Origin of the sequence: Bacillus sp. 7894-2, from assembly GCF_002272225.1 — a bacterium.
GTDB lineage: Bacteria > Bacillota > Bacilli > Bacillales > Cytobacillaceae > Cytobacillus.
In genome coordinates this window covers 1-7,335 of record NZ_NPDG01000107.1, presented here as the reverse complement: position 1 = coordinate 7,335, position 7,335 = coordinate 1, and the positions used below count along the sequence as shown (strand labels likewise).

Here is a 7,335-nt window from a genome sequence, read left to right as displayed (position 1 = left end):
AATCAGCATGGAGAAAAGCACTCCCCGCTAATTGAAGTTTCACTTTATACCAGACACAAAAATGGCGGCTGCCGAGATCGGAGCCGCCGTTTTTTTCTTAGGCTAACTGGGGCTTGCTTTTGAAAACCTCCAGATAATGAAGCTGGTGACCATCTTTTTCGTGGACTTTAAATGTAAATCCATCCGCATCAATCTCTGTTCCTATCTCTGCTTCCATATGCTGTGTAAGGAACCAGCCGCCAATGGTATCCACGTCTTCATGATCAAAATCTGTGCCAAGCAGATTATTGACATCTTCTATAAGAAGCTTGGAATCCAGGATATAATGATCATCGTTCAGCTTTCGTATTTCAGGAACTTCATCCTCATCAAATTCATCACGAATCTCGCCGACTATTTCTTCAAGAATGTCTTCAACCGTCACCAAACCGGAAGTTCCGCCATATTCATCCATTAAAATGGCAATATGGATTCGTTCTTTCTGCATTTTGACAAGCAGGTCATGAATGGGAATGCTTTCAATGACATGGATGACCGGATTAACAAAGGAGTCTAAATCAAGGTTCTCCGGTGTAATCTTGTCTGTAAGACTGGCTGTCAGAAATTCTTTTACATTAATAAACCCGCGGATATTGTCTTTATCTCCATCTTCAACAGGGTATCGGGTGTAATTTTCTGTTTGGATGGTTTCCATGATTTCTGCCAGTGTATGATCCGAAGCAATTGTAATCATCTCCGTACGCGGAACCATGATTTCTTTAGCAATTCTTTCATCAAATTCAAAGATATTGTTCACATACTTAAGTTCATTTTTATTGATTTCACCGCTTTTATAACTCTCTGATAAAAGGATGCGAAGTTCTTCTTCAGAATGGGCCATTTCATGCTCAGAAGCAGGCTTTAAACCAAATAGGCCAACGAGTACACGTGCTGATCCATTTAAGAACCAAATGAAGGGAAACATCACTCGATAGAACCAGATTATCGGCGCTGCGAATGCCATCGTAACTGCTTCCGCTTTTTGAATGGCAACTGTTTTTGGTGCAAGCTCTCCTACAACGACATGCAGGAAGGTGACTAAAGCAAAGGCAATACCAAAAGATAAAATATGGGTAAGGGACTCTGCTATTTCAAACCTTTCAAATAACGGATGCAATAACTTTTCAACCGTAGGTTCACCAAGCCACCCGAGACCTAATGCGGTGATGGTAATCCCCAATTGACAGGCCGATAGATACTCATCCAGATGCGAAACGACTCTCTTTGCCGCCATAGCCCTTTTATTCCCTTCAGCAATCAGCTGATCAATTCGGGATACACGGACCTTTACAATCGCAAACTCAGTTGCTACAAAGAATGCGGTTAATGCTATTAATAATGCAATCAGTAATAAATTTATGGTTGTCAACAAGCAGTCTTACTAAAAAGTAAGACATACACCTCCTAAAATGGTAATAATACTAAATAAGTTCACTACTTAAATTGTGCCCAAACAGATATCCATAATGCTCCAAAAATCAAAAAACCGACATCAGTTCAGCAATAAAAGCAGTGACTGAATTAATGATAAGCTTTCATGTGAAATATTTTTTTTAACGTATTCATATTTTTCCGGATCTGATTTTTTCAGCTGTGAAAGTGCTTTCGTCACATCCTCCTCCAGATCCTGAATTTTTAGCCTTAGCTCAAGAACATCTACCTCTTCGGAAAAATGGCTGATGACTTTTTTCTTGATTTCCTCGAGTGACAAACCATCCGCTTTACATTTCTCGATAAAAGCAATACGTTCGATGGAGGAAAAGTCATAATAGCGATAATTTGAAGGTGAACGTTCAGCTTCTAAAAGACCCAGAGAAGTATAATAATCAATCGTTCGCTTTGTAACCTTTGCTTTTTCAGCCAATTCTCCTATTCTTAACTTCTCAGCCCCATGAGGTTCCCTCCAAACTGTTACGTGATGGTTATGAATCTCATTATACTAAACTATCATAGAAAATCAATGAATTTGAATGAAGCAGCAGGGGAGCTGCGAAAAAAATAACACCGGATAACCGGTGTTATTTTGTGATCAGGCTTTAACAGTCTCTTTCTTTGCTTCTGTTTCTGCGACAATAACTGCACATGCCGCGTCGCCAGTAATATTGACAGCTGTTCGCGTCATATCAAGCAGACGGTCAATACCGATAATTAATGCGATACCTTCAACCGGCAGGTTAACTGAGTTAAGAACCATCGCAAGCATGATCAGACCGACACCAGGCACACCTGCAGTACCAACGCTGGCAAGAACTGCCGTAAGCACAACCGTGATAAGCTGTGTGAGTGATAAATCCACATTATATACCTGTGCGATAAATATAGTAGCAACACCCTGCATGATGGCTGTTCCATCCATGTTTATAGTCGCACCCAGCGGCTGGACAAAGCTGCTGATTGGTTCAGGAACTTTCAGATTCTTTTGGGCAGTATTCATGGAAATCGGCAGCGTTGCATTACTGCTTGAAGTACTGAATGCAACTCCCATTGCCGGTGCAAAACCTTTAAAGAACCAAATCGGGTTTTTCTTTGCAAGTAAAGCAATAGAACCTCCATAGGTTAAGATCGCGTGAATAAATAATGCTGCAAGAACAACGATCATATAAAGTCCCATTGCTTTAATGGCGCTTAGACCCTGGCTTCCAACAGCAGAAACAATAAGTCCGAATGTTCCATATGGCGCAAATTTCATAACCAGATTGACAAGGTACATCATTATGTCATTGCCCTGTTCAATCAGGTTTAAAATACCTTTCGTTTTATTGCCTAGCATTGTTAAGGCAAAGCCGACGAAAATAGAGAACGTGATGATCTGCAGCATATTTCCTTCTGTGAAGGCTTTCACCGGATTGGTTGGAATAATATTTAATAAGGTTTCAGAGACAGGTGGAGCTTCTTTAGATTCATACTCCACGTTTGTTACGTCAAATTCGCCAACATTTCCCGGCTGGATAATGGATGCTAATGCTAATCCTATGATTATTGCAATACTGGTAGTAACTAAAAAGTACGATATCGTTTTGACACCTATTCTTCCTAATTTCTTTGGATCACCAAGCCCAGCTGTACCAAGAGCAATAGAAAAGAAGACAATCGGGACAACCAGCATGTTAATCAGGTTTAAAAAGATTTTTCCAAGCGGTGTAAACAAAAACTTATCAAGCTCAGGAAATATTCCAGGGGCAAACAAATTAATCAGGAGTCCTGTTATTCCCCCTGCGATCAAAGCAATAATAATTTTAGTAGATAATTTCATACGCGTTCCTCCAATGAATGATGTAAAAAAATGTAAAATAAAGACACGAAAAATAATGTCCTTCCCTATATTACCCCCAAAAAACATAAATCTAACTTAAAAAAGGCAACAAAAAAACACAGAGGTATACCCACTGTGCATATATGCAGTGTTTCCCTCTCAACACGCTTACGAGGTTAGCTGTCGGGTTCGGGTCTTGAGAGTACCCTACCTATAAAAGGATTCACCCCAGGTACTTTTTTAAAAAAGTACAATTGGTTCCCCCGCTCAATTAAGATTAAGCGAAAATTATTATGTTTTTTTTAATATAATAACAAATAATTAAGAAAGTTGTAAACAGCACTTTTGTTTCCAAAAATCTATTATTAAGATAATAATAATTGTATTATGAGAAAACAATCCTATTTTCGCAAAACTGTTATAAATCCGTCCAAAATATCGTGGCTAATCGTAAACCCGTTACGTGTATAAAATTTAAGGGCCTCTGTATTCCCATTTGATACATAAATAAAATAATCTTCTACATCATTAAATTGACTTAACCATTCCATCGACATGTTAAAAAGAACTGAACCAATTCCGTATTGCCGGTAGCCTTCTTTAATAAAGAATTGGGAAAGGCAGCCCACATTGTCTTTTTTAACAGTAGATAAATCAAAAAAAGTGGCGAAATCATTTGAGTAGGCTTCCTTAGGAGAAACATTGGAATAGACATAACCCACGACTTTTTCATCGTCCTTAACAATTACAATAAAATTATGTATAGCAGAATTTACGGATGGAACCATCCTTGTTTCAAAATTCATGCTGTCAAAACGCTCAGGTGTTATATGTGCCTTTGATTTCTGGAAAGCCATCAGCTCATTGCATAAATCCCGGCAAAGGCTGATATTGTTTTCTGTTATCACTTCATATTTTAGATTCATCTAATTCACCCCCTAAATCATTTTATATTGGAAGGGACTCATTCGTCCAAAAAAAGAGGGGATTTTTTTTCGATAGAGAAATTTTATATGAAAAAAGGGGACTATCATGATTAAGGAAATAAATATTAAAGACCGAACAGCCGCTGAGCAGGTTCTAAGCGTGCAGCTGCCTGCGTATAAAATTGAGGCTGAAATCATTGGATGTCCTGATTTACCGCCTTTGAAAGATACTGCTGCTACTCTGCAAATTACCGGAGAGACCTTCTTTGGGTACTTTATTGTAGAAAAATTATGCGGTGCGATTTCCTTTAAAGAGAAGAATGATATTTTAGATATTCACAGACTGATTGTACATCCTGAACATTTTAGGAAGGGAATTGCACAAAAGCTGCTGAACTTCATTGAACGGAGGCAGATGATAAAAAAAATGGTTGTCACAACCGGCTCCAAGAATACTCCAGCTGTCGCATTTTATCTGAAGAATGGATTTAGAGAGGTTGAAAAAATTGACATAAATGAATCACTGACTATTTCTGCTTTTGAAAAATATTTATCGAATTGATTTAGCGGTTCTTCTGATATGAAGGATCGCTCTTTTTTACAAAAAATATGGAAAATTATGATATATTTTTATAGAGTCCGCTATTGTCCGCTATTGCTTCATGTCATTGGAAAGATACCAAAAGGGGAGTACTCATGTTAATTGATAAAAAGTTACGTTCTGTAATTAATAATGTTGGTTTTTCTGGTGTTGTACTTATGAAAGAAAAGGAGAATAATCTCCTTCAACTAGCAGAAGGGTATGCAGATAGAGCAAATGAAACCCCCAATAATCCAGGTACCAGGTTTGGCATCGCCTCAGGATGTAAAATTTTTACGGCGGTAGGCATTTGTCAATTAGTCGAGAAGGGAATCCTATCATTCGAAACAAGGCTTAATGATGTATTGGAGAATGTTTTTCCTTTCTTTGATGAGACTATTACGATTCATCATCTGTTAACCCATTCATCTGGGGTGCCTGACTATTTTGATGAATCAGTTATGGATGATTTTGAAGAGCTGTGGAAAGAAAGGCCAATGTACCTATTGAATCATCTTAGAGACTTTCTTCCTATGTTCCAAAATAAAAAAATGATGTTTAAGCCGGGGGAGAAATTCCATTATAATAATGCCGGATATATACTATTGGGATTAATAATAGAGAAGATGACTGGACTGAGTTTCCAGGATTATATCCAGTCTCATATTTTTGAACCATGTGGAATGAAGAATTCAGACTATTTCCGATTCGACAGTCTCCCTGAGAATACAGCAATTGGTTATATAGATAATGAAGAGGATGGGACATGGAGAACCAATATTTATTCATTGCCCGTCAGAGGCGGTTCTGATGGAGGAGCCTATGTTACTGCTCAGGATATGATCTTATTTTGGGAAGCATTGTGTACGTCTAAGCTTATAAGCGAGGAGTATACTGAAAAGCTTATGACCCCGCATGTTCAAGCAGATGAGAATGAGTATTACGGCTACGGTTTATGGATCATCAAGAAAAACGAAGTTATTTTCAAGTATCACCTCATGGGCTATGACCCGGGTGTCAGCTTTCATTCTGCCTATTATCCACAAAGCGAAATAACCATTGCGGTGACATCAAATAAATCATATGGGCCCTTTACAATAATGGAAGAGATAGAAAAAGATCTTTAGAAACGTGCAGTTTTTGTATCTAGAGTTTGTTTTGATTAAAGGAAGCGGTTGTATAAATTTAATGTTAAGTTTTGTAAAATAGTAAATTTCGGGACCAATACCCCATGCTATGGCCGAAGGTGTTCATTTATACTGGGAGTTGATCGTGTCTTTTCTGATTATTCTAAGTCATTTCAAAACATTATGGAGGCGAATGAATGCTGAATCGTAAGAGAAAAGGTCTGCTGTTATCGCTTATTCTATTTGCTGCCATTCTCGTTGTAATGCAGCCCATTCAAGATTCAATAACAAGGGCAGCTGCGGGAGATGGCTCCTGGTCATCACCTTATTCGGTTTCACAGGGTATCAATGCTCAAAATAACACTGCTAAAACTGTTCAAGGCTATGTGGTAGGACAGCCGACTGCAACCAATACGGTTATCACCAGCGGGTTTCCAAATGACTATGCCTTAGCGCTGGCGGATAGTCCATCAGAGACCAGCACGGCAAAGATGCTTTATGTTCAAATCCCATCCTCCTTTCGCTCAAGCTTTGGTCTGAAATCGAACCCAACGCTGATGGGAAAGAAAGTTAAGATAAGCGGGAAACTGACTGCCTATTTTTCTCATCCGGGACTTAAGGACGGAACAGCTTTTGAGCAGGATGGCGGCGGTACATCTGACCCGGATCCCGGACCTGGAGGATATTATGATGCTGCAAATGGAAAAACAGGTGAATCTTTAAAATCTGCTCTTCATAACATCATTGATGACCATACTGAAATTTCCTATTCCAATGTATGGGAAGCTCTTCGTGAAACAGACGAAGATCCGGCTAATCCGACTAACGTCATCCTTTTATATACCGGCCGTTCTCAGGGCAAATTCACCAATGGATCCGGGGTCAATGATTGGAACAGGGAACATGTGTGGGCTAAATCGCACGGAGATTTTGGCACAGCGATGGGGGCGGGAACTGACCTTCATCATTTGCGGCCAACAGATGCTTCTGTAAATAGTTCAAGAGGAAATCTTGATTTTGATAATGGTGGCTCCCAGCATTCTGAAGCACTTGGAAATTACTATGACTCAGATTCCTGGGAACCAAGGGATGCCATAAAAGGCGATGTAGCCCGAATGCTGTTTTATATGGCTGTCCGCTATGAAGGAGACAGCGGAGAAGTGGATCTGGAGCTAAACAATGCAGTAAATAACGGTTCTGCTCCTTATCATGGCAAAATGTCTATCCTGCTTGAATGGCATAAGGAAGATCCAGTCGATGATAAAGAACGGAGAAGAAACGAAATCATCTACTCTGATTACCAGCATAACCGCAATCCGTTTATAGACCATCCCGAGTGGGCATCTGCGATTTGGGAATAACTTTAGGAAAAGCACTTTCTTTAAAGGGAGTGCTTTTTTATAATGGCTG

General features: G+C 39.3%; 7 protein-coding genes and 1 riboswitch. Of the genes, 3 read left to right on the top strand and 4 right to left on the bottom strand.

The window, feature by feature from the left end; translation table 11 throughout:
• Positions 1-97 precede the first annotated feature (97 nt).
• The 4 genes from CHI10_RS16310 to CHI10_RS16295 all read right to left on the bottom strand — a co-directional run bounded on the left by CHI10_RS16310 (position 98) and on the right by CHI10_RS16295 (position 4,218).
• On the bottom strand, positions 98-1,408 hold the full coding sequence (locus tag CHI10_RS16310; RefSeq protein WP_095245285.1) for a hemolysin family protein: 1,311 nt from the start codon (positions 1,406-1,408) through the stop codon (positions 98-100).
• A gap of 123 nt (positions 1,409-1,531) precedes the next feature.
• Complete coding sequence (locus CHI10_RS16305) at positions 1,532-1,903, bottom strand: MerR family transcriptional regulator (protein ID WP_095245284.1); 372 nt, start codon at positions 1,901-1,903, stop codon at positions 1,532-1,534.
• Positions 1,904-2,068: 165 nt separating this feature from the next.
• Positions 2,069-3,292 (bottom strand): dicarboxylate/amino acid:cation symporter, encoded by a 1,224-nt coding sequence (locus tag CHI10_RS16300; protein WP_095245283.1) that lies wholly within the window; start codon positions 3,290-3,292, stop codon positions 2,069-2,071.
• Positions 3,293-3,441: 149 nt separating this feature from the next.
• A riboswitch (cyclic di-AMP (ydaO/yuaA leader) is annotated at positions 3,442-3,586 on the bottom strand.
• Positions 3,587-3,693: 107 nt separating this feature from the next.
• The gene (locus CHI10_RS16295; RefSeq protein WP_095245282.1) at positions 3,694-4,218 is read right to left on the bottom strand and encodes a GNAT family N-acetyltransferase; all 525 of its coding nucleotides are present in this window, start codon (positions 4,216-4,218) and stop codon (positions 3,694-3,696) included.
• Positions 4,219-4,324: 106 nt separating this feature from the next.
• Here CHI10_RS16295 and CHI10_RS16290 point away from each other — a divergent pair, with 106 nt between their 5' ends.
• The 3 genes from CHI10_RS16290 to CHI10_RS16280 all read left to right on the top strand — a co-directional run bounded on the left by CHI10_RS16290 (position 4,325) and on the right by CHI10_RS16280 (position 7,286).
• On the top strand, positions 4,325-4,780 hold the full coding sequence (locus tag CHI10_RS16290) for a GNAT family N-acetyltransferase (protein WP_095245281.1): 456 nt from the start codon (positions 4,325-4,327) through the stop codon (positions 4,778-4,780).
• Positions 4,781-4,914: 134 nt separating this feature from the next.
• Positions 4,915-5,925 carry a serine hydrolase domain-containing protein gene (locus CHI10_RS16285; protein WP_095245280.1) on the top strand — a complete coding sequence of 337 codons (1,011 nt, stop codon included), beginning with the start codon at positions 4,915-4,917 and terminating at the stop codon, positions 5,923-5,925.
• A 197-nt stretch (positions 5,926-6,122) separates the two neighbouring features.
• A complete protein-coding gene (locus CHI10_RS16280; RefSeq protein WP_095245279.1) occupies positions 6,123-7,286 on the top strand; it encodes an endonuclease in 1,164 nt (387 codons plus the stop codon).
• Positions 7,287-7,335 lie beyond the last annotated feature (49 nt).